Below are 25,762 nucleotides of genomic sequence, written 5' to 3' on the forward strand. Positions count from 1 at the left end.
CCCATGCAGCTGGTCTGTTATTTTTGGTATAAATAGTTTTGCTCAAAACCATAATAACGGGTAAAGAACTTGAATGCAAGTAATGGCAATTAGAGAAGTCGAGAAATACGCTTGGAACAAAAAGAGACGAGCAGTTTATAATTGTCTGAGGATGTTGGATAAGAAAAGAGGAATAAGATTGCTGGATATCGGTTGTAACAACGGAGGTCAGTTGGTAGAGTATTCTAAATTGCTTGAAGGTGAGCTTCTAGGCATTGATATCAAGAAGTTCGGTGAGTGGAATTTCTTAAATTATGATTTTATAGTTGGAGATGCAAGAAAATTACCGTTTAAGGATGGTGTTTTTGATATAGTCGTGGCAACTGAAGTAATTGAACACTTTGTTGAAGGTGAGCTATTTTTGGCAGAAGTCTACCGAGTTCTCAAGCAAAACGGGTTTTTGATTCTAACCACTCCAAATCGGCTCAGGTTTTACATGCTGCACAAGAACATAGCTGCCGCTTTAACGAGGAGAAGATTTGTTAGTGGATTTACACATGAGCATCCAAGAGAATATTCACTCAAAGAACTGGCAAGCATCTTGGAAAATACTGGCTTTCGGATGGAGAGAGCAGAGTATATAGCGTTCAGTCCTTACCTCGGGATACCATTTAGACTCTACAGGCTGTTAGATGATTTTAGCAACAGATTTCTCGAAAAGTTTCTGAAATGGGACGTGATAGTTGTGGCAAGGAAAAGCTAACCAATCGTTAATTTGGTGTGAACAAACACAAAAAACAGAACGGGCCCGCCGGGAATTGAACCCGGGTCGGAGGTTCCGGAGACCCCCAGGATATCCACTACCCCACGGGCCCTTAGATTATCCCCTCACTTTTGAGGATGATTTTTGCCCATTTAAGCTTTTTCAGCTTAATCGGATTATCTGCAGACTCAAAATCGAATCCGTAAAGCTTTATACTCCTCGCCCCGAACCTTTTTGCTATCAGTGCGGCCCTATCCCCATCAGTAAACCCGCCGAAGTTGTAAATTCTGTCAAACGGAATGCTCTGAGTTGTCCCAACAAATCTCCTCACTTTTGGGACAACACTTCTTATCCTGTCTATGTTGTCTCCATGTGCGTGAAGAACCAGAATGCATCCTCTTTCCTCCAACTCAGCCAGAAGATCCTCATCTTCTTCCATGTCTGTAACGTGTACGTGAGGAGTAAACTCAACTTTGTTAACGGCTTTTCCTGCTGTTATGACTATCTCTTCATCAACACTCTCCCCGCTGTAAGTACCGCCAATAACAGCGACGCTTTTTCCCCTTATAAATTCGAGAACTGAACAGTCGAGTAGCTTTTCTCCAGCCAGATCTTTCATAACTTTCGCCGCCCTCTCATCCTCTTCTCTGCTGAAACCGAACTCATGCAGAATCTCCTCATACAGCCTCATCCATTCATCGAGGTTCAGCCTTCCACCTCCAGAATTTCGCTCTCCTCTACCGCCCTTCTTTCGATCTCCTCAAAGCTCTCGTATTTAACCACATCTTCAATCTTCGCTCTCGTTTCTGGATGCTGAGCAACCATAAAGCTGCAGCAGTCCTCGTAAGGCAGGATGGAAATCTCGTAGGTACCAATTTTTTTGGCATACGCTACTATCTCCTCCTTGTCCATTCCTATCAGCGGAGGCAGAACGGCAAGCCTTGAAGCGGAGTATATGACATTGATGTTGTCGAGCGTCTGGCTCGCTACCTGCGATAAGCTATCGCCTGTGATTACAGCTTTGCACCCCTCCTTTTCCGCGATTATGTTGGCCATTCTCATCATGCTTCTCCTGTAAACAACCATCCTCAGCTTAGGTGGGACTGCGTTGATTATCTCGAACTGCACGTCCCTGAACGGTACCATGTACAGCTTAATTTTTCCCTGATACTCAGCAAGCTTCTCGGCAAGTCGTATTATTTTCTCCCTTACCTTTGGGGAGTGCATCGTTTGGTTGAAAAAATGCACTGCCACAACCTCACATCCCCTCTTCATCGCCATGAAGGCCGCTACCGGACTGTCTATCCCGCCTGAAATGAGCGCTACGACTTTGCCCGCAACGCCAACTGGAAGGCCGCCCACCCCCTCATATCTGTCGGAGTACACGTAAACCTCTTTTTCGCAGATTTCTATCCACACAGTAACGTCGGGATTCGTTAAATCCACTTTTTTCCCCGTTTTTTCAACAATAAACGCTCCGACTTCCCTGTTGACTTCAATAGAGTTCAGAGGGAAGTTTTTATTACTCCTTGAGGTGTCAACCTTGAACGTTTCGAAATTTTTTGGCAGCGCCATCAAAGCCGCTTTTTTAATATCTTCAATATTGAGATTGGTTTTAAATCCCACGCCAAAGTATCTTATTCCTGGAATTTTCGATAGTTTTTTCTCCAAACCTTCTTTGTATTCCACCTCAATTCTTCCGAACTTTCTTCTAACCTTCGCTGCGGTCTTTCTCCTTATGGCTTCAATCAACTTCCTTTCAAAGAACTCCCTGTTTTTTCCCTTAGTCCCGATTTCGCCGTAGTGCACCACTGCAACCTTTTCCATTACTTCTTGTAGGTTGCAACGATATTTAAACGAAAGGATTATAACTGAGATGATACATGAATAAGTATGGCAAAGTACCAGTGCACGGTTTGTGGATACGTTTACGATGAGGATGAGGGGGATCCTGAAAGTGACGTTCCTGCCGGTACAAAATGGGAAGATTTACCCGAAGACTGGGTCTGTCCTGTTTGCGGCGCAACTAAAGACCAGTTCGAGAAAATCGAGTAGATTTCTATTTTTATTTTTCCGTAATAATTTGCTCGCATAGACTGTGGTTTAGCCAGATGTAATTGCAAATTTGAGCAAAAAGTTTATTAATGATTTTTTGGTTAAATTATAGTGTAAAATTCAACGGGGGTGATAGCCAGAGAGAAGGTGTTGGAACTATACTGCTAATACTGCGTTGTCGGCTCGATTTCGCCGACAAGGTTTCTCTTCACCATTTCTTTTGACTCTTTTACGCTGTAGTTTCCGAGCAACCACATGAGCTTTATCAACGCCACCTCTGGCAACATATCTTCTCCCTCTATCACTCCAGCCCTCAGGATATCCCTTCCTGTGTCGTAAACTCTATCGCAAACTCTCCCCCAAAGGCACTGAGACGTCATCACTACAACCGAGTCCTCACATACTTTTCTGAGCGTGTCTATCCAGTCCGTCGAGACATGCCCCAACCCTGTCCCCTCTATCACGAAACCCCTGTAGCCTTTGGAATGGTAGTAATCGAGGATATCACTGCTTAAGCCGGGGAAGAACTTTATGAGCACGACTTTTCTCTCAAGCCGGTCTGCAAGCTTCAAATCCCTTTCTCCTCTGTGATAACGCCAGGAGAGCCACTCAACACCGAGAGAGGGGTAGTCGATCTTTGCTATTGGTTTCGCGTTTACAGACTGAAATGCATCCCTTCTTGATGTGTGGTTCTTCCTGACCTTCACACCTCTGTGGACGTAGCAGAAATCATCGCTTGTCGAGCCGTGCATGCAAACTGTAACCTCGCCAATGTCCTCTGTTGCTGCCTTAGCTGCACACAGCAGGTTCATCGCTGCATCGCTGCTCGGCCTATCGGAACTTCTCTGGGCACCGACAAAAACCACTGGTTTCGGTGTCGAGAGCATGAAGGACAGTGCAGCAGCGGAGAAGTGCATCGTATCTGTTCCGTGAGTGATGATTACTCCCTCATGGTCCTTTAAAGCCTTGTAAACGTGTCTGGCAAGCTCGATCCAGTTGTCCGGCTTCATGTTCTCGCTGAGGATGTTGTAGAGCAGTTCAGCATCAACATTGCAGACCTCAGTCAGCTCTGGAACCTCCGAAGCTATCTCCTCCGCAGTGAACTGGCTTGTTACTGCCCCTGTCCTGTAATCCACCTTGCTTGCTATCGTCCCTCCCGTTGAGATGATCTTTATGTCCGGAAGCCCTTCCTTCTTAACCAATTCGGGGAGTTGAGGTTTGAAAGGCTCAACTTCAAGCACTTCAACAAGCTCGTACTCCTTAAATCCAACGTTATAACCATTATCGAGCTTGAGAACGAAGTTTCCGGTGAATGAGGGCATCACTATACCCTCAAAGATTTTCCCCTTCGCCTTAATCCTTACCCTCTTGCCTTCGAGCTTTTTATGCATTGATTTCCACCCCCAGCTTTTTAGCCTCTTCGTAAAGCATTTTCAGCCCCATCCCAACCTCGCCCCTCAGCTTTCTGAGGAGTGTCTTTTTACTTCTAAGCTCTTCTTTTCTACCTTTAATCATCCTCTCTACCTCAGCCTTGCTCGTCCCACCGATGTTCTTTCTGTTCTCCACAACTTTTTCCGCATTTAAAGCTTCGAGAAGGTCTTCTTCTTTTACCTTTAACTTAACTCCAAGCTCTCCTGCTGCAGCGTTTACATCTTCCACACCCGGTTTCTCAATTCCTTTTGCAGCGATTCTTCCCACAATGCGATGGGCTGTTCTGAAGGGAACGCCGTACTTTATCACGAGCATATCCGCAAGCTCGGTTGCGGTTGCAAATCCTTTTGTTGCTTTCTCCTTCATTACTTCTTCGTTAAACTTTATTTTATCCATCATTGAGGCAAAAACCTCGACAGCAAGACTCGTCCTTTTAAGCGACTCGTAAAGCAGGGGATTCATCTCCTGAAAATCCCTGTTGTAGCTGAAGGGCATTGCCTTGTAAATCATCATGGCGGATGTCAGATTACCTGCGATTTTCCCCGCATTTGCCCTCAGAAGTTCAGCAACGTCAGGATTCTTTTTTTGGGGCATGATGGAGGATGTCGAGGAGTATTCATCAGGCAGTACGATGAAACCGAACTCCGACGAAAAGAGAACGATTTCTTCAGCAATCCTGCTGACGGAGAGCATTGTTGATGTGGAGACGAAAATGGATTCGATTATGAAGTCCCTTGATGAAACGGCATCTTCGCTGTTCTCAACAATTCCATCAAAGCCCAGCAACCTCGCCGCATAAACTCTGTCAAGATTGTAGCCAGTGGAGGCAAAAGCTGCAGAACCGAGAGGAGACCTGTTCACCCTTCTGAAAGCTTCAACAACCCTTTCAAAATCTCTGGAAAGCATGTCGTGGTAAGCAAGAAGATGGTGCGAGAGCCTTGTTGGCTGGGCATACTGGAGGTGTGTGAAGCCGGGTATCAGGAAATGGGACTTTTCAGCCTTTTTGAGCAAAATTTCCAGAGCACTCAGAATAGAATCCGCAAGATTCAGCAGATGATCCCTCGCAAACATTCTCAGGCAGGTTGCAACTTCATCGTTTCTGCTCCGTCCAGTATGCATTTTTGCACCGAGAGGCGTTATTTTTGTCACTTCAGCCTCAATGGCCTCGTGAACGTCTTCATAAGGCCAGTCATCCTTAAATCCCGAATCTTTTACTTTTTTGAGAGCAGAGATTATCTCCCTGACTTCTTCATCAGTGAGATAACCACCCTTCCTCAGAGTTAGAACGTGAGCAACATCAACGAGAATATCGTAGTTGAAAATGTTCCTGTCATGCTCGATGGATGAAGTTAGCCTGAGGGCTTTTGGATCCATGCCCTTCTTCATCCTGCTTTCTCTGAGCATGCATTGAATCTGGGCGATGGTTATTAATTTTTACCGCAAATGTATTTATGTTTTGGAGTTAAGGCGGAGCATGATGTACAGAATAGTCAGGATCGAGCTGAAAAGTGACGATGAAGTTCTGCTGTATCTAAAGTCCGTTAGTAGGAAGCCGGGTGTTATGGCAAAAGCCGATTTCAGCGACCCTGCCAAGATAATCGAGTTTGGGCTGCAAATGGGGATGGACTTGGCCAAGAGAATAGAGGAGCTCATGCAGTTTGATGCTTTCCTTACTGTTTCCTACGACTACTACAGCATGAACGAGCTTAAGGTTGGAGATGTCGTGGAGGTGGAGGTAAAGCTGGCGGAGAGGTAGGCGAAAGTGATATATATCTGCCCCCTTTAATTCCCCTCTAAGCTCCGGTGGTGTAGCCCGGCCAATCATTCCGGCCTTTCGAGCCGGCGACCCGGGTTCAAATCCCGGCCGGAGCATAACTTATTCTTATGGATGTGCTTATTAAAGAAGAAAATAGAAGATTAAAAATCAATACAGTTTTTAACAGCCTCCTCCCTACCATCCATATCCATCAAAAACCTTAGGGTTACGAGAGCAGCAGCAGGCGACCCCCCTCCGTGGAACGCTCCAACAAGGTGGGATGAAGTCGCCCAGAATTCGATAAACTTCACTATTTTGAGCCTCTGCTCAGCAGTGAATTTCTCACTTGCCTGCAGGAAGTCTCCAACCATTTCGAGGTCGAACTCTGATGGAGAGGTGCCAATAATACCTCCCGAAATGTCAACTAAGTTCATCAACGCCTTGGCGAAGCCATCAACGCCTATCACCTTCCCCGCATTGGCCATCTGGAAGTTGGGGAGCCAGCACCCGTTGTAGTTTGCTCCTTTAACCGCCGCACCAACAGAGATAGCAAAGGCTCCCTCGCTTACAGCAACCATCTCAGCAACTTTCTGCTGTAAAACTGATACACCCTCAAGACCACTTGTTTTGAGCATAAGGCTTGCTGCTCCTGCCATGGAATCGATAAATCCTGCCTTGCATGCCGCTCCAACACACCTGTGGGAGGGTGCAAAGTAGCTGACAACATCTCTTGCAGCTTTCAGGTCTTCAAAGACAAATACCCTCTCCCACGGTATGAAGACGTCATCGAACACGACCATGCAGGTTGTTCTGTCTCCGTATTTATTGCCAGCCTCAAAGCTACCTCCTTCACGCTGCTTGGCCTGAACACCGGTGTTCTGAAGGATGTACTTTATCCCCTCGTCTTCGGGCATTGCAGCGAAAACTACCGCAAATTCCTCCTCTCCCTGCCTGAACGTTTGAGTTGGTAGAACGAAGTTAACGTCTGCTGCAAAAGCTCCACTCTGGCAAATCTTTGCCCCCCTTACAACTATTCCGTCCTCTCTTTTCTCAACCACACGCAGGTATTTGTCCTTTTGCTCCGAAGGTCTTTTTCCTCTATCCCCCTTAACATCCGTCAGCGCTGCAGTGCAGGCGTAGTCATTTTTCTGTATTTCCTTAAGCAGCTCCAAAAACCTCTTGTGGTAGTCAGTCCCCTCCCTCTCATCAAGCGCCTTGGTTGCGGGATAGATAGAGTTGATGGCATCGCAGCCAGTGCAGCGGTAGTTGCAGGTTGCAAGCCTGAGGCTGAGCTCCCTCTGATATTCATACCTCGCAATAAGGTCTTCAAAAGTCTGGTTCACACAGTTCAGCCTGTTTACCTTCTCTCCAACAAGCTCCGAATGTGGGGCGTACTTTTCCGCAATTTTATAGGTAAAGGCAATTGCCTCAACCGTCGGCCTGATATTCGGGTGGTTTACGAAGTCCTCGGCTCTCTTTCCGAGAACATAGATATCTCTCTTGTAGCCACTTAATCTCTCAATATACTCTTCAGGCTTAAAAAGCATGGTATCACCTCAATCAATCCTGATAGAATACATTTTTTAAAAGCATTTCTATTTCTGCATCATTATGGCTGCCAAAATTGTTGACTCGATGTGGTGTGGGAGCGGGATGAGCCCTACAAAATCGTTTCTGTGCAAATAATTCAATGCAAGAATTGCGGCAGAAAAAGTCCTGTCCATGACCTCAATTGGCGTCCCATTGCCAAGAGCGAGGTTTGCAGCGTAGCCATTAGCCACGACAAAATATTCCTTCCCCTCAAGTTCGTACTTCTTAACCAGCCCATAGTCCTTTACAAGCTCACCAGCAGGCTCGATTTCCATCTCTGCCCCCATGTTCAGGAGAATGCTTCTATCAGGAATTTTCCTGATTTCATCCTTGCTAACTACACCTTTAACTCCGGTGCAGGTAACCACAATATCGACATCAAAGTCTCTCTCAACTCTGAACCCCTCGTAAATGGCCTCAATCTGCTTCTTCTCGTCATTGTCCCAGACTGTAACGGGACAACCAACTGCTTTCAGAAGTCTCGCACATCCCTTTCCAACTCTACCAAACCCCAGAACGAGGATCCTCTTTTCTGGTAAAAATATGTTCAGCCTTAAAAGTGCGTCGAGCAGACCAAATGACGTCCCGTGAATATTCTCTCCTACTCCCTTCAACGTTGAAGAGTCGAGAGAAATTGCCTTCATTCTGACGTTTAATTTCTGCAGGTACTCCTCTCCGGTCTTGGTGAGTTCTACCACCTTGAGCTCTTTTTTCCCACTTTTAACCGCAACTCTCGAAAGCACTGCCGCGCAGTCGAGGTAGCATTCCGCATCGATAACGTCTCTCTTCCTCTTTACTTCCACACCCCTCTCCTTCAGCCACTCCACCACTTCAGGCTTTGTTGAAAAATCGTCGAGCTTAGCAGCGTAAACGTTGGTGTACTTGGAAAGCTCGCAAATCAGGCTTGCAGATTTATATTCGAGCGGTATGCAAACAGCAACCTCCTCAACCTCGATGTCCCTCGCAAATCTCCTTACAAGCTTCATTCTTTCGTGATACCAATCAACAGATATCACAGTAAACTCTATGCGGCATAATATTTCAACTTATTGAAAGAATTTAAAAATTCAGAGGTAAGCTTGGATTAAGGCCGAGGTGATAGCCTTTGGAAACACTGCTCGAAATGAGGAACATAGTAAAGCGATTCGGCAATCTTGTTGCCAACGACCACATTGACTTTGAGGTGAGGAGGGGCGAGATACATGGCCTTCTGGGTGAGAACGGAGCAGGTAAAACGACTTTAATGAATATTCTTTACGGAATTTATCAGCCGGATGAGGGAGAAATAATTTTTGAAGGCAAAAAGGTCAGGTTCAGGAGCCCGAAGGATGCCATTTCGGCCGGCATAGGAATGGTTCACCAGCACTTCATGCTCGTTCCAAGAATGAACGTGTTTCAGAACATAGTTCTCGGCTACCGCACACCACACGACCCCCTAATTAATCAGAAGTGGGTTGAGGAGAGGGTTGAGGCCCTATCGGAAAAATACGGGATAGATGTTGCGCTTTATGAGGTAATTATGAACTTAAGTGTGGGGGAAGAGCAGAGGGTGGAAATTCTCAAAGCCCTTTTCCGGGACATTAAGCTTCTTATCCTTGACGAGCCGACTGCTGTTCTCACACCTCAGGAGGTTGACAGTCTCTTTTACGCTTTAAAATCCATGACCAAAAGCGGCCTTACGATTATTTTCATAACCCACAAGTTAAAAGAGGCTTTAAAGGTTACGGACAGGATTACCGTTTTGAGAAGAGGAAAGAAGGTAGGGACGGTAAAAACTTCTGAAACAAACGAAAGAGAGCTTACGAGGATGATGGTCGGAAGAGACATAGTCCTTGATATCAGCAAACCACCCAGAGAGTTCGGAAAAGAAGTTTTGAGGGTTGAAGATTTGTGGGTTAGGGACGAGAGAGGGAACTACGCTGTTAAGGGTGTTAACTTTTCCATAAGGGAAGGTGAGATTCTTGGAATTGCTGGAGTGTCTGGCAACGGGCAGAGGGAGCTTGAAGAGGCAATAGCAGGACTGAGAAAAGTGGAAAAGGGTAGAATTATACTTGACGGACAGGACATAACGAATAAAGGTGTAATGGAAAGGGAAAGCATCGCCTACATACCGGAAGACAGAATTGGTGTTGGTTTGGCCCCGTCTCTTTCCGTTCTGGAAAACCTGATGCTGAAGGACTTTAAGAGGTATAGAAAACGTTTTTCCCTCGACTTCGATGAAATGGAGAAAAGGGCTATGGAACTGATTGAGGAGTTCTCCGTGAAAACTCCATCCATCCACTCCGCAGCAGGAACACTTTCAGGTGGAAATATCCAGAGACTAATCCTTGCGAGAGAACTCTCGAGGAATCCAAAGCTGATAATCGCCTCTCAGCCGACACGGGGTCTTGATGTTGCAGGCATCGACTTTGTCAGGAGAAGGCTTATTGACGCCGCCATGAAAGGTGCAGCAGTTCTCCTGATATCAGAGGATTTAGACGAGGTTTTTCAGCTTTCTGATAAAATTGCCGTAATGTACGAGGGTGAAATAAGAGGGGTTATGGATAGAAAGAGAGCAAATTACGAAAAGGTGGGATATTTGATGGCGGGTGGACTGGAGGTCACGGTATGAGGGACATAATAACTCCGGTAGCATCCATAGCTGCATCTCTTGTTATTGTCGGAATTTTGCTCGCTGCAATAGGGATAAATCCGCTCGAAGCCTATGCCGTGATGTTCACGAGGTCTTTCACCTCAAAATTTGGATTGGCTGAACTTTGTGTGAAAACAACACCTTTGATACTTACTGGCCTGGCAGTAGCAATCCCCCTCAGAGCAGGGCTGTGGAATATAGGTGCGGAGGGACAGCTTTATATGGGCGCGTTCGCAGCGAGTGTTATCGCTCTCTACTCCAACCTTCCAAGTTATGCGATGCTTCCAGCAATGTTTTTGACTGCAGCAATATTCGGCATGGCCTGGGCGGCAATTCCGGCTGTTTTGAAGGCCAAATTCGACCTGAACGAGATACTGTCAACGCTCCTTCTAAACTACGTTGCAATATACTGGGTGGAGTATATGGTATATGGGCCGATGAGAGGTAAGGAGGTTTACAATTTCCCATACACAGACCTCTTTCCAGATGCTGCAACACTTCCCAGATTTTTTGGAACTCGATTTCACCTCGGGTTCTTCATCGCTATTATCATTGCTATTGCAATAAACCATATAGTTAACAAAACAGACTTTGGCTTTTCTCTGAGGGTTGTGGGGGCGAATCCGAAAGCTGCCGACTACGCCGGAATAAGCAGGCAGAAGGTGATTATATATTCGATGCTCCTCGGTGGAATGTTTGCTGGTATGGCAGGGATGATTGAGGTAAGTGGAATTCAGCTCAGATTGAGACCTTTAATCTCAACCGGATACGGATACGCAGGGATTCCCGTTGCTCTTCTCGCTTCCGGAAACCCGCTTCTCGTTATGGCTTCCGCCGCTCTGTTTGGCTTTCTGTATGTCGGCGGTTCAGTGCTGCAGACTACCTACTCAGTCCCGGTTTCGATAGTCTACGTTTTTCAGTCGTTGATAGTCCTGTTCATAATAGCTGGACAATCGCTTAGGAGGAGGGAGTAAGATGATCGATATAGGTTTCCTTGCTTCGCTGCTGGCCTCTTCTATAAGGGCCGGAACGCCACTGCTTTACGCAACACTCGGTGAAATCATAACTGAGAGAAGCGGAGTTCTAAATCTGGGACTTGAGGGGATAATGATAACAGGAGCTTTTACCGGATTCGCTGTCAGTCTTGCAACTGGCAACCCTTGGCTGGGAGTGCTTTGCGGTGGGCTTGCCGGAATGCTGCTCGCCCTCGTGCATGCGTTTTTCTCAATAACGCTGAAGGCCAACCAGTCCATAACCGGTTTGATGCTCGTGCTTCTCGGACTTGGCATAACGGGCTTTCTCGGAAGAAATTACATAGGAGAGGTTGCGTTTTATCTTGACCCAGTCAAGATTCCTATTCTGTCAGACATACCTTTAATCGGGCAGGTTCTTTTCAACCAGGACCCACTGGCATATCTTGCATTGATCCTCGCTGCGATTCTCTGGTTCATTCTTTTTAGGACGAGGTATGGTTTGGAAATAATTGCTGCCGGGGAGAAGCCAGAAGCAGCGGACAGCATGGGAGTAAACGTGGATAAAGTGAGGTATATCAGCACACTTTTCGGAGGTCTTCTAGTTGGTATTGGAGGGGCATATCTCAGTCTCGCTTATGCTAAGCTCTGGACGGAAGGGATGACCGCAGGAAGAGGGTGGATTTGCCTCGCTTTGGTCATCTTCAGTGGATGGATGCCACAGAGGGCAATCCTTGGAGCTTACCTCTTTGGCGGATTGGATGTACTCTCATTCAAACTTCAGGCCACCGGAGTCGGCATATCCTACCACCTCATGAAGATGGTACCATACGTTGTAACAATAGTTGTGCTATTGTTCAGCGTGATAAGGAAGAGGGCAGCCTTTGGAGCGCCTGCAGCACTTGGAATACCGTATGTCAGAGGGAGGAAAGAGTAAAGTTTATTTCTAATGCCATTTGGCAGAAGATATGAAGGGTAAGTTTCTGGTTCTCATTGTCTTGGCAGTTTTAGCTGCCGGACTGTTAGCAGGATGCGCGGGCGAGGAAGGGAAGCAGACAACAACTACCACACCCACACCTGAAAAAACAACCACTGCTGAGGGGAAAAAAGAGCTAAAAGCTGCATTCGTTTACGTAAGCCCCATTGGAGATGCAGGATGGACTTACAGCCACGACCTTGGTAGGCAGTATATCGAGAGGGTGTATGGGGTAAAGACCGCTTACGCCGAAAATGTTGCTGAAGGAGGGGATGATGAGAGAGTCATCAGGGAATTTGCTGAGCAGGGTTATGATGTGATATTCACAACATCCTTCGGCTTCATGGATGCAACCATCACAGTTGCCAAAGACTTCCCCGACACAATCTTCGAGCACTGCAGTGGTTACAAGACCGCTGAAAATGTCGGAACTTACTTTGGCAGGATGTATCAGGCTCGCTATCTGACTGGAATCGTTGCGGGAGCGATGACAAAGACGAATAAGATTGGCTATGTTGCAGCGGTTCCAATTCCAGAGGTTATCAGAGGTATAAATGCTTTCGCTCTCGGCGTCAAGAAGGTGAATCCGGAAGCGAAGGTTTACGTTGTCTGGACTGGAACGTGGTATGACCCTGCTAAGGAGAAGGAAGCAGCTATTAGCCTGATTGATGAGGGCTGTGATGTCATTGCCCAGCATCAGGACTCGCCAGCAGCACAGCAGGCAGCTGAGGAGAGGGGGGTTTACTCCATAGGCTACCACAGCGACATGTCCAAGTTCGCACCCAATGCCCATTTGACAGCTGCAATGTGGAACTGGAGCGTAATCTACTCCTACATCATTGAGCAGGTGATGCAGGGAACGTGGAAGAGCGAGGAAATCTGGTGGGGTATAGACAAGGGCGTTGTTGCCTTGGCACCATTTAACGACGCTGTTCCGGAAGATGTGAGGAAGATGGTGGAAGAGGAGAAGGAGAAATACCTAAACGGGGAGGTTCCGGAGCAGTATCCGTTTGTAGGGCCGATCTACGACCAGCAGGGCAATCTCGTGAAGGCTGAAGGAGAGGTCATGACCGACGAGGAACTGCTTTCAATGAGCTTTTTCGTTGACAACGTCGTGGGAGAAATTCCAGCGGCTTCTGAATAATTTTTTATTTCCTAAACTTTTCAAGAATATCTCCAATGTATGTTCCAGCGATGAAGAACATTACATAGGTTATTGCAGCGACAACGAGACCAAAAGTTCTCACAAACTCCCCTAATCCTGCATCGTCAAGAACAAGATAGGACAGTGCTATTGCAGAAATCAGACCCAAAAACATGGAAGTTACCAAAACTTCGAGAATTTTTGCCCTCTCCTCTTTTCCCCTCCTCAGAAATCCCAAGGCTACACCCATAAGGAACGCGATGATGGCGTAAACATCCATGGTCTAAGTTTGCTTTTCTTTGATAAAAATTTAATTCCTGGAACGTAACTTAATGGGATTCCTTTTCTTTTTCCCTATCCCTCTTTACGTCGTCAATCCTTCTGAAGTACAGCCCCTCACACATGCCTCGAATTCGACCGCATTCTTAAAACACTAACCTTCAATTTTGAAATTACTCTGGAGAAAAGCTATATACCCCCACTGAGAAGTTTTGCGAGATGAGAGTAGCCCTTCTCGGAGGCACTGGCAATCTGGGAAAAGGTCTGGCGTTAAGATTAGCCATCCTCGGACATGAAATTGTTGTTGGATCTCGTAAGGAGGATAAGGCCAAATCAAAGGCTGAAGAGTACAGAAAAATTGCCGGCAATGTAAGGATTACAGGAATGAAGAACGAAGATGCAGCAGAGAGTTGCGAAATAGCCATACTAACAATACCCTGGGAACACGCAATAGAGACGGCAAGGGAGCTTAAACACGCTCTTAACGACAAGATTGTCGTTTCACCTCTTGTGCCCGTGTCTAAGGGGGAGAAGGGTTTTACGTATAATTCGGACAAATCGGCAGCTGAGATGGTTGCAGAGGTTTTGGAAAGCGATAGAGTTGTTTCAGCCCTCCATACCGTTCCAGCATCAAGGTTTGCAAACCTTGACGAGAGGTTCGACTGGGATGTGCCGGTTTGCGGTGATGATGAGATGTCAAAGAGAATTGTCATTGAGCTCATATCGGAAATTGAGGGCTTAAGACCGCTTGATGCAGGACCTCTATCAAACTCAAAGCTTGTTGAATCCTTAACACCACTAATACTTAACATAATGCGCTTTAACAGCATGGGGGAGCTTGGAATTAAGTTTCTGTGATTATAGGGCGTTAACATCTGCGGAAATGACTACACTGATAATGGGAAATTAAGAACAAAAACAGTTCCTGAAGGCTCGTTGTCCTTAACCTCAACGCTTCCTTTGTACCTATCCATGAGGCTTGCCACAATGAACAACCCCAATCCCTGCCCTACACCTGAGTGAAAGCCCTCGTTGAATATTTTACCCTTGATTTCGTCGGGAATTCCAGCTCCATCATCTTCAACCCTAACTATAACTTTATCCTCTTCACTTTCGATTACAACTCTTACACTCTTGCACATTCCGTGTTTTACGGCGTTGTTCAGCAGGTTGTCAGCAATTGAGTAAAGACCGTCGTCCGCCATAACTGATGCATCCCCAATGATTGCAACATCAATACTGTAATTTTTCCCTGTCTCCTCGAAAACTTCTCTCACCGATACCGCTCTCAACTCCCCACCTGTTTTCATCAGCATCTCCAGGTTTTTCAACCTCTTGAGACTCTTTACCGAGTCCTTTAAGACATCATATGCCTTTTCGACGAGCTTAACCTCTCGTCGTTCTATTGATAATTCAAGCAGGTTCATGGCTGCCGAAATTTTGTTTGCCAAGTCATGGCGAATAATCTTCCCCACGAGGTCAACGTACTTCTCTATGGTCTTTCTTCTCCGCTCTTCCATCACCAGTTCCGTGATGTCAACAACATTGCACACTATTGCTCCCTTTCCATTAAAGACTGCAGGAAAGGCCTTTAGCTCAACCCAAGCCGATGAACCATCTTTTCGCCTGATCTTCGCCACGTACTTTTCTGGAAGCACGTTAAATTCTCCTGATTCAGCCATATCCGTAAATGCCTTCATATTTTTTCTGTCCACCACTTCAGCAAGCAAATCAAAGGGGTCTATTTTCAAAAGCTCCTCCCTACTGTAACCTGAAATTCTCTCAATTTCTTTGTTAACGAATATGAATCTTCCTTCCTGATACACGTAAATGCCCGTCCTCAACTTTTCCAGAATTTCGAGGGGGAGGGCAACACCTAAATCTATCATTATCTAACTTGAATTGAATCCTAAAATACTTTGCCATAACTTTTATAACTCATAGTGACAATGTATTATTTGGTGGGCTAGGCCGGGGGGTTCGGCGTCCCCTGTAACCCGAAACCGCCGATATGCGGGGGCCGAAGCCGAGGGAAGGCTTGCCAAGCGGGTGGCAGCGGTCCCAGGCACCGCAGAATCCTCGTCCCGGAGGGCCGGCGGTTATGGCTGGGCTGCCCGGAGGGGCTGTCCGCCATATTTACCGGGGGAAACGGCCCAGGCCCGGAAGGGAGCAGGCTAACCCCGGACGACCGGCGCTTCCGGGGGTGCGGGGAGGAGGTGCCTGGAACTTCAAGCCGCCCGTAAGGCAAGTCGACCCGAGGCGCGCCCACCTTCTTCAGTTAAATTGAAAAGTCGACAGTTTTAATTTGGGCAATGTTCCTGCGCTTCATAGATGAGGTAATCAGAGTTCTGGGTGATTACGGCGACGAGAGGTTTTTGAGGGAGAGTGAACACGCTGATCTGGCTTCAACAATTGCCTTCAAGCTGGCAAAAGAGCGTAAGAAAAGCCCTAAGGAAATAGCGGATGAGATTGTTGAGAGCCTTGAGGTGGATAGCGATTACATTGGCAGTGTTGAAAGCAAAAATGGCTATATCAACTTCTTCGCAAGTTATGAGTTTCTTGAGGATACGGTTAACGTGATTCTTGATGAGGATGAAAATTATGGCCATTTAAACCTCGAAGGGGAAATTCTGATTGAGCACACCTCAGCCAATCCAGATGGCCCCTTGCACATAGGGCACATCAGAAACTCTATCATTGGAGACACGTTAGCGAGAATTTTTGCCAAAGCTGGCCTCAGTGTGAGAACACATTACTACGTCAACGACATGGGAAGACAGACTGCCATAACTGTCCTTGGAATAGAGAATTTTGGTCTGAAGGACAAAAAACCTGACCATGCTGTTGCTGAAGCCTACATCGAGGCAAACAGGCTGCTTGAAAGCAACCCTGAGCTTGAAGAGTACGTGGAAAAGCTGATGCTCGCCTACGAACGCGGTGATGAGGAAGCGGTAGAGAAGTTCAGAAGAGCTGTGGAAACCGCCTTGGATGGTATCAGACAGACGTTAAAGGCAATTAATGTCGAGCACGACAAATTTGTTTGGGAGAGCGAATTTATTCGTAACGGTTACGTTGACAGGGTGCTCAAAGCTCTCGACGAGAAGGGGCTGATAAAGAAGGACGGTGCATGGATTATTGAGCTTGAAGACTTCGAAAAAGAGGTGGTCATAAGAAGGGAAAATGGCACGACACTCTACATCACAAGAGACCTCGCCTACCACATGTGGAAAAATGAGAACTACGGGAGGTTCATAAACGTCCTCGGGGCTGACCACAAGCTTTACGGTGCACAGCTGTCGAGAATTCTCGAGCTACTCAATCTAAAGCCCCCTGAGATAGTTTTCTTCGAGTTCGTCTCCTTGCCTGAAGGAAGCATGAGCACAAGGAGGGGAAAGTTCATCTCCGCTGACGAGCTGATAGGAAAGGTTAAGGAGGAGGCATGGAAGATAATTTCCAGCAGGGAGATGGATGAGGAGGAGAAGAGGAAAATTGCGAATGCAGTAGCCGTTGGAGCGATAAGGTTCGATTTCATTAAAATTGCTCCTGAGAAGCACATGACCTTCGATTGGAGCAAGGCGCTTGACTTTGAAAGGCAGACCGCAAGCTATATCCAGTACAGCCATGCGAGGGCGTGCAGCATCCTGCGAAAGGCGGTTGAGGATGGTATGCCTGAGCTTGAGTTCAAAGGTGAGTTATGCACTTCCGGTGAGAGGAAGCTTGTGATGCTGCTCTCCAAAATGCCTCACATGGTGAAGAGAGTTGTGGAAGAGCTGCGCCCCAACGTGTTTGCAGAATATCTGCTTGGTGTTGCGGGAGCTTTTAACGACTTTTACCGCGATCATCCAGTTCTCAAAGCAGAGTCAGAAACAAGAATGCACAGGTTGGCAATTGTCGATGCGACAAGGATTGTGCTGAGGAATGGACTCGAATTGCTCGGAATTGAACCGCTTGAAAGGATGTAGCAATTAAAATAATTTTTTATTGTGTTATATCCTATTGATCCACATTCGTCAACTTGTTAAATCTTATAACATATTGGATAAATTCGTCATTAATTTAATTTATCATTAGTTAGAACTTTTTATATACTCAAGAGTACTTACACAAAACGTTTGTGAAACTAAGGCGGTGAAAAAGATGAAACTGTTTCATAGAATAACCATATCACTCAACGACGATGAGATGAAGCTTTTGGAGGATTTAAGGAGGGATAGTGGAGAGAGTTTAAGCCAGATTTTCCGTGAAGCTCTTACAGTTTATTACAACCTTATTAAGGCTTGCAGAAAAAGTAAAGTTGACTTCAGAAAATATTTCAATGACATAGACAGGCTTGCAACCCACATCCACGGAGTCGAGTCTAGACAGTTTGTAATCATTGACAGAGAACTCTACCGCGTTTTGCTGAAGAAAATTCAAGAACTGGGGGATCCGGAGCAAATAGTCGACGAGGAGTTTGTTAACGCTGTGAGGGGCCTGGCAAACCTCTTTAAAATCGAATTCGGATGGGATGAGAACACGCCGGACATCGAAAAAGCCGAAACTGTCCTGAAGATGATTGAATTTGCTGGAGGCGGGGTGCTGCAAAAGTATAGAGAAAAACTTGTCTTCCAGACACCTCCGGAGAACCTGATAGTCACGAAAATCCTCATTAAGACTCTTTTCGAGCAGCTTGGGATAAATACGGTGGTCGAAACCTCACTAGAGAGGATATTTATAAGGTTCAAGGATTAAAAACGAGTTAAGAATATTTTAACTTAAATCAAATAAATTTGTTATGAACCTTTTCATAACAGGTTTTATTTTCATTTGCCTCATTTTCAAAATTGGAGGTGTCTGAATGGCGGATGTTAGGGAAGAGTTTGTAAACGCACTTGCTGACCTCGATGAGGCAAAGACTATAGAGCTCACAAAGAAGAGAGTCGAAGCTGGCGAGGATCCGTTTGCGATTCTGGAGGACGTGAGAAAAGCAACGGACATAATAGGGAAACGCTTCGAAGAGGGGAGGTACTTCGTTTCTGATTTGATAATGGCTGGAGAGATACTCAAGCAGATAATGGACATCGTGAAACCGCTGATTGGAGAGAAAGCTGGGGAGGCAAAAGGCAAGGTTGTGATAGGCACGGTGGAGGGAGACGTGCACGACATAGGGAAGAACATAGTCATAGCTCTGCTTGAGGCTGAAGGATTCGAAGTTGTCGACCTCGGAGTTGATCAGCCACCAGAGGCTTTTGTTAATGCCATAAAGGAGCACAACCCGGACGTTGTGGGACTTTCTGGACTGTTAACTGAAGCCATAGAGTCAATGAAGAAGACTGTAGAGGCGATAAAAGAGGCCGGACTGAGGGACAGGGTGAAGATAATCATCGGTGGAGGTAGAACGGATGAAGAAGCCAAGGAATACGTCGGAGCCGACGACTGGGCTGACGATGCAGCTGTTGGCGTGAGGAAGATAAAAGCCCTTATGGGGGTGGAGTGAATGGGCGCTGAAGAGTTGATGAAAGAAAGGCTTGAGAGGATTGAAACTGTACTCAAAGGTAAGGAGCCGGATAGAGTTCCAGTAACTGGAGCCACCACAGTCTGGCATGGCAGGTATGCGGGATACACAGCTAAGGAAGTCCTTTTCGACTACGAGAAAAGCAAGGATGCAGCATTGAAGGTTGCAAGGGATTTCGACTTTGACACGTTCACTCCGATTATAGGACTGGAGGGGATGATCTACACAGTCGCTTTCCTGAACCAGCCCGAAATCTCTTCCGCTGCGAGATTTATTCTTGGCCCAACACACCTCGTGCTCCAGGACGTTTACTCGAGATGGCCCGGATACGAGCTCGACGAGAATGCACACCCGCAATTCATAGGCAAGGAGATAATGAAGGTAGAAGAGTACGACCAGCTTATCGAAAACCCGCTGGAGTTCATAAACAAGGTGGTGATGCCGAGAATAAACAAAAAACTGGCTGATGTTGGTTCGGCAGAATACAATGCAGCCCTCACTAAGTACGGTCTGGAACTTGCCAGATTTGGAGCGTTCATGGCTGAATTATCGATGGAGATGGCCAAAATAGGATACCCAACCATTCCAATGTCATGGGCTTATGCACCACTCGACCTGATAGGTGACTTCTTGCGTGACATTAAGAACGTTGTCCTTGATCTATTCAGGGTTCCTGAAAAAGTGAAAGATGCGGTTGAAGCTGTAAAACCTCTAATAATCAAGGCCGCAGAAATCTCAGCACCACCCGTTGAGGTGAGAAAACAACTATTCGGCACAGATGTTGTAGAATGTTTCTATCCTCTTCACCTCAACGAATATCTTAATCCTAAACTTTACAGTGAGTTCTACTGGCCATCGCTCAATGATATATTCCACAAGGTTGCCGAGATGGGGCAAGTGAATTTTGTACTTTTCGAAGGAAAGCACGATGCCCACCTCGAAACGCTTCTTGAGGCTCCAAAGAAGAAAGTGGTTGGTGTCTTCGAGAAAACCGATCCGAGAAAGGTAAGAGAAGTGCTCGGAGACCATGTAATTCTCGTCAGCGGACCACCGAACTCGCTGCTAATCGGTGGAACTCCACAGAAGGTCGAAGAATACATGAAGAGTTTGCTCGAAGACTGCAAGGAAGGAGGAATGATGATCTGGCCCGGAGTTGATGGCGGAATTTCAAGGGATGCCAAGCCTGAAAATGTTAAGGCCATGGTCGATGCGGTGAAGAAGTACGGGAAATACTAACTCTTTTTATTTTTGGAGGTGATTTCATCTGAATTTCGGAGTTAGCGGGAATTATCGTTACTTCTATCCGATAACTGCTGGAATTTTAGCGATGTTTGTGATGATCACACTCATCTGGAGCCAGTTCTATCCGTACATAATGAGATTTTACGATCTTGATGAGGTTGCTCCCATAGCTCTTTCTGTATCGATTTCAGCATCAGGGATGCTGGTCTTCCAGATTGTTGCCGGATTTATTGCGGACAGATTGGGGCCAAAATTACCGATGGCCCTGGCCGGTATATGCTTCCTTGCTGGCATGAGTGTAATCTCGTGGATGTTCAGCTATGAAAGCTGGGAGGTGGCGAGGGTTTACTGGTACGCTGGAAGCTTTATCGCCGGCATTGGAGCGGGTTTTTATGTTGGAACTTTTCCCGTGGTTATAGGCAGGTGGTTTCCCGACAGCCCGGGAAGGGCTTTCGGCATAACGATATTCGGTCAGAACATCTCCCCTCTCATAACGTCTCCTCTCGCAGCATATCTAATAACCAACACCGGATTGCCAAACACGTTCGTGTCACTTGGTTTGATGATATTCGCCCTTATGTATGCAATAGGAGTTGTTTTCTGGAGAACTCCTCCACACGACTGGCTTCCGGAAGGTTTCAGGCCTCCAGTTGAAGCTACCACTGCCAACCTCTCCCTGAGCCAGGCGGTGAAGGATGTAAGATTCTGGATTCTCTTTACGGTTATGTTCTCAACAGCCTTAGGCTGGTTCCTGATTCTGATGAACATCGCAACAATAATTGTAGAGGGATTGGCAGAGAAGGCAGGAATGGATTACGAATACGTTGCAGGATCATTTGTCCCGCTTTTCATGTCCGTTACGGCAATAGGTAACGGTGTCGGGGCTTTGGCGTGGGGAGTAATAAACGATAGAATCGGCGGGCCTTTAAGGACTCTCCCGCTGGTATACGCGATCGGAGGGATAGCAATAATCCTGTTTTACTTGGTTTACACGAACCCTTTGCTGGTTTTGCTGGTGGGGGTTCTGCTTTACTTCGCCCTTGGTGGTGAGCCGGCGGTGCACTTTGCTGCTGTGCCAACATTCTTCGGGAGGAAATTTGTGGGAAGAATAACCACGGTGCTTAACACATCAGTCATGACCTCTGCAATAATAGGCCCATACCTCGGTGCCTTTATAAGAGATACCACCGGATCTTACTTTTACTCGCTGCTGATAGCGGCCATCCTTCACATATTCTCAGTTGGAGTGGTATTGTTAGGAAGAAAATACGCAAGAGGTGATGAGAATGTTTAGGTTCGGGAACCAGAAGGTGTTCGAAATAGGTAGTGTAAAAATCGGAGGAGAGCTAGGAGAGAATCCGACGGTTCTGATAGGGAGCATATTTTACGGGAAACACAAGATCGTGGAGGACGAGAAGAAAGGGATTTTCAACAGAGAGGCTGCTGAGAAGCTGATAAAGGAAGTTGAGGAACTAAGCGACAAGACGGGAAACCCTGGACTTGTCGATGTAGTCGGCATGAGTGAAGAGGCGATAAAGAAATATATGGAGTTCGTTGCTGATGTTACCGACAAACCTTTCCTCGTCGATTCGGCAATGGCCGACATCAAGATAGCTGCAGTCGAATATGCGAAGGAAGCGGGGCTTGAGAAAAGAGTCATCTACAACTCAATATCTCCAGAATCGAAAGATAAGGAAATTGAGGCTCTGGAGAACAGCGATATTGAGGCTGCTGTCGTTCTCACATACACATTCAACGTTATAAGCAGTAAAGCGAGGCTCGAAGCTCTCGAGAAAATCCTTCCAAAGCTCGAAAAGGCAGGAATTACTAAGCCCATTGTCGACACATTCGTGATGGATGTCCCAAGTCTTCCCGCTTCTGCGAAAGCAGCGATGGAGATAAAGAAGAAATACGGGTTCCCCTGCGGCTCCGGAGCCCACAACGCGATAGCAAGCTGGAGAGGATTCAGGAACATGTTTGGAAAGGATGCTGAGAAGTCTGCAGTTCTCATAGCAAACACCATGCAACTGGTTCTCGGCTCGGACTTTGTACTCTACGGACCGGTAGAGGACGCCAAGCACGTATTTCCAGCGGTGTTTACGTTAGATACGGCCTACAGGTACTTCGCGAGGACGAAAGACTTCATAGAAGTTTAAGGTGAAGCATGAGTGTAAGAGTAACGTTCGAGCCAGCAGGAAAGAAAGTTGAGACTTCTCCCAATTTTATTATTGAAATTGCGAGAGAGGCCAACGTAGCCCTGCGTTCAGACTGCGGCGGAAAGGGTGTCTGCGGTAAATGCAGAGTGGTCATTGTAGACGCAAGAGGAGAGATAAGCGAAATAAATGAGGTGGAAAGAAAGCACCTTACTCCAGAGGAGATCGAAGCCGGCTACAGACTCGCCTGTCAGACAAAAATACTGAGCGGGAGAGCTACCGTTTTCATACCTCCGGAAAGCAGAATGGAAGCCAGAAAAGTTGCCGAAATTGCTGTGGAAGAGGAGGTCGAGCTAAATCCAGCTATTAGAAAAATTCACCTCAAATTGCCGGAGCCAAGCCTTGAAGATACAAGGCCGGATTTTGAGAGGCTGAAAGACTCCTTGGGAGATGTGGAAATGCCCCTGAACCTGCTGAAAAAACTTCCAGTACTGCTGAGAGATGCAAACTGGGATATCACCGCAGTTCTGTGGAACAAAAAGCTGGTTGGAGTCGAAAGCGGTAATACCAGTAGCAGGGTCTTTGGTCTGGCGATAGACATCGGCTCCTCGAAGATAATCTGCCATCTCGTTGATCTCGTAAATGGAAAAACCGTGGCGAGAGGCTACGCTGAGAACCCGCAGGTGGCTTACGGAGAGGACGTTGTTTCCCGCATAACTTACGCATCCAAGAAAGAGGAGAACCTAAAAAAGCTGCAGGAAATCGTCGTTGATGCAATAAACGGGATAATTGACGAAATCTGCAAAGAAGCAGATGTAAGATACGACGAAATTTACGAAGCTGTGGTGGTCGGCAACTCCGTAATGCACCACCTTTTCTTCGGCATTTATCCGAAGTTCATAAGCGTCTCCCCCTTCACACCTGCCGTCAGACAGGGCATAAGTTATCCAGCCAGAGAGATAGGACTTAAAATAAACGGCGATGGGCATGTGACTTCACTTCCGCTTATAGCAGGGTTTGTCGGTGCAGATGCTACGTCGAATCTCGTGATAACGAAGATTCACGAAAAAGATGAGATCTGCATGGTGATAGACATAGGAACGAATACTGAGATAATTCTAGGCAACAAAAGCAGATTGCTCGCATGCTCCGCCCCTTCCGGACCGGCTTTTGAAGGAGCACACATAAGCCATGGAATGAAGGCAGTGAGCGGTGCGATAGAGAAGGTAAGAATTGTGGATGACGAGGTTATTTACGAAACTATCGATAACCTGAAGCCGAAGGGGATATGCGGTAGCGGAATGATTGATTTGGTGGCAGAGCTTTACAAAGCCGGGATTATAAATAGGAACGGAAAATTTGTCAAGGAGACTAAGAGGATAGTAAAAGACGGTGTTCCGAAGTTCGTAGTTGCTTGGGCGGATGAAACAGAGACTGGGAAGGAGATTACAGTTACGGAGAAGGACATAAATGAGCTCCTCATGGCCAAGGGGGCTATAAGGTCGGGATGGATGATTCTGGTGGAGAGGCTCGGAATCGAGGCAAACGAGATTTCAAAGGTATATCTTGCCGGCTCGTTTGGAAGGCACATAAACATCGAGAACGCAAAAACTATCGGGTTGCTTCCGGACATTCCAAATGACAGAATCGTTTTCGCCGGAGACACGGCAGTCGGCGGTGCTAAGATGGCGCTAAAATCTGTTGAGGAGAGGGAGAAAATCGAGGAGGTTGTTGGGAAGATTGAGTACGTTGAGCTTTCCGCAGATAAGAACTTCTACCGAACTTTCATAAGAGCGATTCCGATGGGGTGAGCATTAATAAGAGCGCAAGCTGAACCCACTCAGACATGAAAGAACTGAAAGAGGTTAAAACCCTAACAGGCAATCCTAAAAGGACGCTTGTAAAGCTGTCAGCGCCAATGATAGTGAGCAACATCGTCTTCACGATTTACAACTTAGCTGATGGGGTGTGGGTTGCGGGGCTTGGTGCCGACGCCCTGTCGGCGATAGGTGTATTCTTCCCACTTTTCATGGCCTTCATCTCGCTTTCAATGGGTTTGGGCATAGGGGCCAGTTCTGCAATTTCGAGAAGGATAGGTGCCAGAGACAAGAAAAGCGCAGACAACATTGCCATGCATGCCATTTTAATGGCCTTTGGCGTGGCGCTGGTGCTAACCCTAACCACACTACGACTCGAAGACCTACTGAAACTGATAGGTGCTGAAGGAGGCGTTCTTGAACTCGCGCTGGAGTATTCGAGAATCGTTATTGCCGGGTCGGTATTTCTCGTTTTCAACAACGTATCAACGGGAATACTAAACGGAGAAGGAAATGCCAGGAGGACTATGTTCGCAAACGTGGCGGGGACGGTCATCAACATAATTCTGGATCCGGTCTTCATCTATGTGCTCAACCTTAGTATTGCCGGTGCTGCTTACGCAACTGTCGTTTCGATGGCAATCTCTTCAGCGGTTTTCGTCTTCTGGTTACTTGCCGGAAAAACCTTCGTCGATGTGAGTTTGAATAACTTCAGGCCTGACAGAAAGATCGTTTTCGACATTCTTCGGGTCGGTCTGCCTTCTTCAGTTTCAATGCTAACCATGTCGGTCGCTATAGTGTTCCTGAACATGATTATAGTCAGAGCCGGTGGGAGCGATGGGATTGCCGTTTTTACGAGTGCATGGAGGGTGATAAACTTCGGCTTCATACCACTTTTCGGAATGGCTGGTGCTGTAACAGCCGTGGTGGGAGCAGCATACGGGGCAAGAAACGCTGAAAAGTTGAGAACTGCTTACCTTCACGCGATAAAGCTAACATTTCTGGTTGAGATATTTATGGCTGCGGCGATAGTAATTGCAGCGCCAGAGATAGCATTGGTTTTTACATACTCCGAATCCTCAGCCAGAATTTACCAGGAACTCGTTGATGCGTTGAGGATTCTTCCGGTTTTCTTACTCTTCACGCCTCTTGGCATGATGACTGTGGCGATGTTCCAGGGTATCGGAAGGGGTGAGAACTCCCTGGGTATCACGATCCTGAGGTCGATAGTGTTGCAGCTAAGCCTTGCCTACGCCCTCGCCTTCCTGCTTGGCCTTGGATTTTACGGAGTGCTGGCAGGTGTTACCGCCGGAAACATAATAGCATCTTTGGTTGCTTTCATTTGGGGAATCACAACAATAAGAAAGCTTGAGAAGAGTTTGCTGTAAGGCGCGGATCAGTTGACTTTTTTGCCTTGCCCTCTTTGGACCTGTCCACTTAACACAAACACCACCTCAATCGGTTGTAGTACAGCATAAAC

Annotated in this window: 24 protein-coding genes, 2 tRNA genes and 1 other RNA gene; 18 read left to right on the forward strand and 9 right to left on the reverse strand. The window is 46.7% G+C overall.

Annotation, left to right across the window (positions count from 1 at the left end; all coding sequences use genetic code 11):
• Window positions 1-82: 82 nt before the first annotated feature.
• Window positions 83-742 (forward strand): class I SAM-dependent methyltransferase, encoded by a 660-nt coding sequence (locus H0Z19_RS08320; RefSeq protein WP_290725656.1) that lies wholly within the window; start codon window positions 83-85, stop codon window positions 740-742.
• Window positions 743-782: 40 nt separating this feature from the next.
• Here H0Z19_RS08320 and H0Z19_RS08325 read toward each other — a convergent pair.
• From H0Z19_RS08325 to thiI, 3 genes are all read right to left on the reverse strand, one after another.
• Window positions 783-854, reverse strand: a tRNA-Arg gene (locus H0Z19_RS08325).
• Complete coding sequence (locus tag H0Z19_RS08330) at window positions 855-1,433, reverse strand: 6-hydroxymethylpterin diphosphokinase MptE-like protein (protein ID WP_290725658.1); 579 nt, start codon at window positions 1,431-1,433, stop codon at window positions 855-857.
• A 14-nt stretch (window positions 1,434-1,447) separates the two neighbouring features.
• Window positions 1,448-2,569: a tRNA uracil 4-sulfurtransferase ThiI gene (gene thiI / locus H0Z19_RS08335; RefSeq protein WP_290725660.1), complete on the reverse strand. Its 1,122-nt coding sequence runs from the start codon at window positions 2,567-2,569 to the stop codon at window positions 1,448-1,450.
• Between the two features lie 66 nt (window positions 2,570-2,635).
• On the opposite strand from thiI, the gene rd reads away from it, so the two are divergent.
• The gene (rd, locus tag H0Z19_RS08340; protein WP_290725661.1) at window positions 2,636-2,797 is read left to right on the forward strand and encodes a rubredoxin; all 162 of its coding nucleotides are present in this window, start codon (window positions 2,636-2,638) and stop codon (window positions 2,795-2,797) included.
• Between the two features lie 164 nt (window positions 2,798-2,961).
• On the opposite strand, the gene gatD is transcribed toward rd, so the two are convergent.
• Complete coding sequence (gene gatD / locus H0Z19_RS08345; protein ID WP_290725663.1) at window positions 2,962-4,188, reverse strand: Glu-tRNA(Gln) amidotransferase subunit GatD; 1,227 nt, start codon at window positions 4,186-4,188, stop codon at window positions 2,962-2,964.
• A complete protein-coding gene (argH, locus tag H0Z19_RS08350; protein WP_290725665.1) occupies window positions 4,181-5,632 on the reverse strand; it encodes an argininosuccinate lyase in 1,452 nt (483 codons plus the stop codon). Before argH ends, gatD begins: the two co-directional genes overlap by 8 nt.
• Window positions 5,633-5,702: 70 nt before the next feature.
• Between argH and H0Z19_RS08355 the strand changes: the two genes are divergently transcribed.
• Both H0Z19_RS08355 and H0Z19_RS08360 read left to right on the forward strand, forming a co-directional pair.
• On the forward strand, window positions 5,703-5,984 hold the full coding sequence (locus H0Z19_RS08355) for a hypothetical protein (protein WP_290725667.1): 282 nt from the start codon (window positions 5,703-5,705) through the stop codon (window positions 5,982-5,984).
• Window positions 5,985-6,025: 41 nt separating this feature from the next.
• Window positions 6,026-6,100, forward strand: a tRNA-Glu gene (locus H0Z19_RS08360).
• 45 nt (window positions 6,101-6,145) lie between these two features.
• Here H0Z19_RS08360 and H0Z19_RS08365 read toward each other — a convergent pair.
• Together H0Z19_RS08365 and H0Z19_RS08370 are read right to left on the reverse strand one after the other, a co-directional pair.
• On the reverse strand, window positions 6,146-7,531 hold the full coding sequence (locus H0Z19_RS08365; protein ID WP_290725670.1) for a 4-hydroxyphenylacetate 3-hydroxylase family protein: 1,386 nt from the start codon (window positions 7,529-7,531) through the stop codon (window positions 6,146-6,148).
• Between the two features lie 48 nt (window positions 7,532-7,579).
• The gene (locus H0Z19_RS08370; RefSeq protein WP_290725671.1) at window positions 7,580-8,590 is read right to left on the reverse strand and encodes an adenosylhomocysteinase; all 1,011 of its coding nucleotides are present in this window, start codon (window positions 8,588-8,590) and stop codon (window positions 7,580-7,582) included.
• Window positions 8,591-8,697: 107 nt separating this feature from the next.
• Between H0Z19_RS08370 and H0Z19_RS08375 the strand changes: the two genes are divergently transcribed.
• From H0Z19_RS08375 to H0Z19_RS08390, 4 genes are read left to right on the forward strand one after another with little or no spacing between them, the layout of a single operon-like run.
• On the forward strand, window positions 8,698-10,185 hold the full coding sequence (locus H0Z19_RS08375; protein WP_365892606.1) for an ABC transporter ATP-binding protein: 1,488 nt from the start codon (window positions 8,698-8,700) through the stop codon (window positions 10,183-10,185).
• A complete protein-coding gene (locus H0Z19_RS08380; protein WP_290725675.1) occupies window positions 10,182-11,180 on the forward strand; it encodes an ABC transporter permease in 999 nt (332 codons plus the stop codon). The genes H0Z19_RS08375 and H0Z19_RS08380 overlap by 4 nt, the downstream gene beginning before the upstream one ends.
• Before the next feature lies 1 nt (window position 11,181).
• Entirely contained in the window at window positions 11,182-12,114 is a 933-nt protein-coding gene (locus H0Z19_RS08385) for an ABC transporter permease (protein ID WP_290725678.1), read from the forward strand.
• Between the two features lie 31 nt (window positions 12,115-12,145).
• On the forward strand, window positions 12,146-13,297 hold the full coding sequence (locus H0Z19_RS08390; RefSeq protein ID WP_290725680.1) for a BMP family ABC transporter substrate-binding protein: 1,152 nt from the start codon (window positions 12,146-12,148) through the stop codon (window positions 13,295-13,297).
• Window positions 13,298-13,301: 4 nt separating this feature from the next.
• Here the strand turns inward: H0Z19_RS08390 and H0Z19_RS08395 are convergent, their stop codons facing one another.
• Window positions 13,302-13,577: a hypothetical protein gene (locus H0Z19_RS08395; protein ID WP_290725681.1), complete on the reverse strand. Its 276-nt coding sequence runs from the start codon at window positions 13,575-13,577 to the stop codon at window positions 13,302-13,304.
• Between the two features lie 218 nt (window positions 13,578-13,795).
• On the opposite strand from H0Z19_RS08395, the gene npdG reads away from it, so the two are divergent.
• Window positions 13,796-14,434, forward strand: a complete 639-nt coding sequence (gene npdG / locus H0Z19_RS08400; RefSeq protein ID WP_290725683.1) for an NADPH-dependent F420 reductase — start codon at window positions 13,796-13,798, stop codon at window positions 14,432-14,434.
• Between the two features lie 29 nt (window positions 14,435-14,463).
• On the opposite strand, the gene H0Z19_RS08405 is transcribed toward npdG, so the two are convergent.
• Window positions 14,464-15,465: a PAS domain-containing sensor histidine kinase gene (locus H0Z19_RS08405; protein ID WP_290725685.1), complete on the reverse strand. Its 1,002-nt coding sequence runs from the start codon at window positions 15,463-15,465 to the stop codon at window positions 14,464-14,466.
• Window positions 15,466-15,535: 70 nt separating this feature from the next.
• Between H0Z19_RS08405 and ffs the strand changes: the two genes are divergently transcribed.
• From ffs to H0Z19_RS08450, 9 genes are all read left to right on the forward strand, one after another.
• An RNA gene (ffs, locus tag H0Z19_RS08410) (signal recognition particle sRNA) lies at window positions 15,536-15,847 on the forward strand.
• A gap of 41 nt (window positions 15,848-15,888) precedes the next feature.
• Window positions 15,889-17,538 (forward strand): arginine--tRNA ligase, encoded by a 1,650-nt coding sequence (gene argS, locus H0Z19_RS08415; protein ID WP_290725687.1) that lies wholly within the window; start codon window positions 15,889-15,891, stop codon window positions 17,536-17,538.
• A gap of 175 nt (window positions 17,539-17,713) precedes the next feature.
• Complete coding sequence (locus tag H0Z19_RS08420) at window positions 17,714-18,307, forward strand: ribbon-helix-helix protein, CopG family (RefSeq protein ID WP_290725689.1); 594 nt, start codon at window positions 17,714-17,716, stop codon at window positions 18,305-18,307.
• A gap of 106 nt (window positions 18,308-18,413) precedes the next feature.
• Complete coding sequence (locus tag H0Z19_RS08425) at window positions 18,414-19,052, forward strand: corrinoid protein (protein WP_290725690.1); 639 nt, start codon at window positions 18,414-18,416, stop codon at window positions 19,050-19,052.
• Window positions 19,053-20,306 (forward strand): uroporphyrinogen decarboxylase family protein, encoded by a 1,254-nt coding sequence (locus H0Z19_RS08430; protein ID WP_290725693.1) that lies wholly within the window; start codon window positions 19,053-19,055, stop codon window positions 20,304-20,306.
• Window positions 20,307-20,397: 91 nt separating this feature from the next.
• Window positions 20,398-21,606, forward strand: a complete 1,209-nt coding sequence (locus tag H0Z19_RS08435; protein ID WP_290725695.1) for an MFS transporter — start codon at window positions 20,398-20,400, stop codon at window positions 21,604-21,606.
• Window positions 21,599-22,468, forward strand: coding sequence for a tetrahydromethanopterin S-methyltransferase subunit H (gene mtrH / locus H0Z19_RS08440; protein WP_290725697.1), 870 nt, complete (start codon window positions 21,599-21,601; stop codon window positions 22,466-22,468). Before H0Z19_RS08435 ends, mtrH begins: the two co-directional genes overlap by 8 nt.
• A gap of 8 nt (window positions 22,469-22,476) precedes the next feature.
• Window positions 22,477-24,276, forward strand: coding sequence for an ASKHA domain-containing protein (locus H0Z19_RS08445; RefSeq protein ID WP_290725699.1), 1,800 nt, complete (start codon window positions 22,477-22,479; stop codon window positions 24,274-24,276).
• Window positions 24,277-24,311: 35 nt separating this feature from the next.
• Window positions 24,312-25,670, forward strand: coding sequence for an MATE family efflux transporter (locus H0Z19_RS08450; protein WP_290725701.1), 1,359 nt, complete (start codon window positions 24,312-24,314; stop codon window positions 25,668-25,670).
• Window positions 25,671-25,762 lie beyond the last annotated feature (92 nt).

This window comes from Archaeoglobus sp. (genome assembly GCF_017656475.1).
Classification (GTDB): Archaea; Halobacteriota; Archaeoglobi; order Archaeoglobales; family Archaeoglobaceae; genus Archaeoglobus.